The sequence below is a fragment of the Thalassolituus sp. UBA3500 genome, from assembly GCF_002377545.1.
Taxonomy (GTDB): Bacteria; Pseudomonadota; Gammaproteobacteria; order Pseudomonadales; family Oceanobacteraceae; genus Thalassolituus.
The window spans coordinates 3,355-6,731 of record NZ_DFQB01000006.1; the positions used below are offsets into that span (position 1 = coordinate 3,355).

A 3,377-nucleotide genomic window follows, 5' to 3' on the forward strand; every position below is an offset into this window, starting at 1 on the left:
TAAAACCGGCTGTGGCTCGCTGAGCGTAGTAGGTGGCCATGAGATCATTTGGAATGTTTCCGGGCTGCGTACTTCTTGATCGCGTCAAAGGGGGCAAAACAATACGATTTTTCAGATTTAAACGGCCCAATTTCACCGACTCAAAAAGAGAACTTACATTCATCACTTTAATTCCTCTCAGGTATGTTTCTAATGTTGCTTTAGGGTCTCTCTAAAAGCCCCTAGAACAGGCCGTACGTGGACTCATTCAAACTGATGATTATGTTTTTCTTCTCGGTGTAGCTTTCGAGCATCATCTTGTGAGTTTCGCGGCCAATACCAGATTTTTTATATCCACCAAAGGGTGCGTGCGCGGGCAATTCGTGATAAGTGTTGACCCACATCCGTCCAGTTTTAATTGCACGAGCTACTCGCAGGGCCCGATTGATGTCCTGAGTCCAGACGGCCCCGGCCAAGCCATAATCGGATTCATTCGCCAACGCGATAACATCAGCTTCATCCTCAAATGGCATAACCACCAACACTGGGCCGAAAATCTCTTCCTGGGCCACTGACATATCGTTTGATACATCCGTAATGATGGTCGGCGCGATAAAACTTCCGCGGCCCAGCGCCCCACCGGTCAAGCGCTTTCCACCGGTAAGAACATTGAGGCCTTCCTGCGACGCCAGGTCGACATACCACAGAATCCTCGCCATCTGCTGTTCACTGACCTGGCTTCCCATTTGGGTTTGAGGATCCAAAGGATCTCCTACTCTGATTTGTTCAAAACGCTCTTTTAGCGCTCCAATGAATTTTTCAAAGATGGAGTGATGAACGAATAAACGGGCCCCTGCCTCACAGACCTCTCCCTGATTGAGAAGAATAGAGAGAGCAGCTCCTTCCAGGGCTTTCTCCAGGTTGGCATCGGGAAACACGATGTTGGCTGATTTACCGCCCAACTCCAGAGTGGCCGGGATCAGCTTTTCTGCCGCAGCCTTCGCCACGCGGTACCCAACCGCCGTCGATCCCGTAAAAGCAAGTTTATCCACGTCTGGGTGATCAAGAAGAGCTTGTCCCGCTTCTGCACCCTGACCGGTAACAATATTTACGACTCCTGGTGGCAGTACATCATTGAGAATTTCACCCAATGTAAGAAGGGTTATAGACGTCATCTCGGATGGCTTGATGACAACAGTATTTCCAGCTGCAAGCGCGGGCGCTAATTTCCAGGCTGCCATCAATAGCGGAAAATTCCAGGGAATGATTTGGCCAACCACACCAACAGGTTCATTTAACACCAGGCTCAATGTGTTGTTATCGAGCTGCACAGCTTCATCGCTGTGAGAACGAATCACACCGGCAAAATACCGAAAATGATCAATCGCCAGGGGGACGTCAATCTGTCTGGTTTCTCGGACCGGCTTGCCATTGTCAAGCGTCTCAAGGATTGCAAACTCTTCTGCTCGCGCTTCGAGTCTGCTCGCAATTGCAAGCAACGCCTGTTGACGCTCCTGGGGAGATGTTTGACCCCAAACAGCCAGCGCTTTACGCGCTGATTTCACTGCAGCATCAACATCTTCTTTGTTGGCCATCGGTATGTTGGTCAACACGGCGCCTGTAGCCGGGTTAATCGAAGGAGAAGAACGTCCAGACAGACTTGTCACCCATCGCCCGTCAATGAACATCTTATAGTCGGTCTTTATTGACCGTTGAACTAGTTCGCTATCAGTACTATGACTCATGAAATGCTCTCACCTTATCGCTGCATAGGATCAACGCGTCACCCACAACAGACCGATGTCTAGATTCCAGGCCGCTGGGTGGCGAGTCATGACAAGAGCATGCTATGCGGATAAAATAACAAATAGAAACAGTATTTGTTGGTTAGAGATACAATTATGAGTGATATTAGCCGAGTCGACCTGAAGCAGCTGCGAGTGTTCAAAATTCTGTTAAAAGAGAGGAGTGTCACACGAGCCGCGAGTCAGATGGGCATGACCCAACAAGCCGTCAGCGCTCAGCTCAGCAAACTCAGAGATGCCTTTCAGGATCGACTGTTCATACGATCCGGACAAGGGGTCATACCCACGCCACTTGCTGAACAGCTAGAACCACGAGTTAACGCTGTTTTCGAGAGTATTGATCGTTTGATGGCGCCTGACGACTTCAATCCGACCACTGTGGAAGCGACCTACGTGATCTCAGCGACGGATTACGCTGTAGCGGTTGTATTGCCAAGACTGATGATGAAGTTACGAAAGCTGGCACCGGGATTGAAGTTAATCGTGCGAGATTTTGAAAGTGATCGACTCTATGCGTTACTGGCATCGGGAGACGTGGACCTCGCGCTGACTTTTCCGGCATTTGTTCCTGAAAGCTGTCAGACACAATGGCTTTTTTCAGAGCACCATGTCTGCGTAACCCGAAAGGATTCTCCCTTGCTCGCCCGACCACTTACGATAGGCGACGTTGCCGGACTGCCCCAACTCATTGTCTCTCCGACACGAGCCAACCTGATCGGCTCAGCCGATGAGTGGTTTGCCAGTAATGGCTATAAACGCAATGTCGTTATGTCTGTCCCAAGCTTCTCTGCCGCACCGGTTTGCGTGGCATCAACCGACTGCATCGCATTCCTACCATCACGCATTTTGCCAAACCCACTGGTGAAAGAGATCGAGCTCGACCAATCGCCTCCGTGTTTCGATGTGATCGCAGCCTGGCATTCTCGTTCCAGTCAGGATCCGCTGCACAGTTGGATACTGACCCTTCTTCAGCAAGAGTTTCCGAATATCTAGACCAAAAAAAGCCGCCTCAACACCAGTGTGCTGGACGGCAAAGAGACAACGCTTCACATTGCCTAATGCTAACCGAGCCTCGGACGCAACATCACCCGATTAGCCATCACGACAGCTCTCACCACTCAACAACGATCTTGCCAAAATGACCGCCACTTTGTTGAACGGCAAATGCCTCCGCTAATTGGTCCAGACGAAAGCTTTGATCTATCACCGGGCGCAGATCATTTTGCTGAAGAGCCGCAATATAGTCCTGTTGTTGCCGCCGATTACCGACAATCAAACCCTGAAGCCGGGCCTGCTTCGCCATGAGCAGCCCCGTAGGAACCTGACCCTCACGACCGGTTAGAACACCTATAAGGGCTATGTGGCCGCCTACACAAACCGCCTGAAAAGACTGACTGAGAGTACCAGGCCCTCCTACTTCAACAACATGGTCAACGCCTCGACCCTCGGTTAATGAGAGAACCTCATGCCCCCAATCCGGACAACGTCGATAGTTAATGGTTTGATCCGCTCCGAGCTTTCTAGCCCTTGCGAGCTTTGCATCTGACGAAGAGGTCACAATGACCCTGGCCCCCATTGCTTTGGCAATTTGCA

The 3,377-nt window shown here is 50.7% G+C and carries 3 protein-coding genes and 1 pseudogene; 1 reads left to right on the plus strand and 3 read right to left on the minus strand.

All coding sequences use genetic code 11. From position 1 onward, the window contains the following. Both B2R29_RS02505 and B2R29_RS02510 read right to left on the minus strand, forming a co-directional pair. Positions 1-163: pseudogene (locus B2R29_RS02505) on the minus strand (alkene reductase); the annotation flags it as partial. A 58-nt stretch (positions 164-221) separates the two neighbouring features. Beyond that, entirely contained in the window at positions 222-1,724 is a 1,503-nt protein-coding gene (locus B2R29_RS02510) for an aldehyde dehydrogenase family protein (RefSeq protein WP_286874832.1), read from the minus strand. A 156-nt stretch (positions 1,725-1,880) separates the two neighbouring features. Between B2R29_RS02510 and B2R29_RS02515 the strand changes: the two genes are divergently transcribed. Further along, positions 1,881-2,777: a LysR family transcriptional regulator gene (locus B2R29_RS02515; protein ID WP_206856391.1), complete on the plus strand. Its 897-nt coding sequence runs from the start codon at positions 1,881-1,883 to the stop codon at positions 2,775-2,777. A gap of 118 nt (positions 2,778-2,895) precedes the next feature. On the opposite strand, the gene B2R29_RS02520 is transcribed toward B2R29_RS02515, so the two are convergent. Continuing rightward, positions 2,896-3,377 (minus strand): zinc-dependent alcohol dehydrogenase family protein (locus B2R29_RS02520; RefSeq protein ID WP_301179642.1); only part of this gene is annotated, 482 nt, incomplete at its 5' end.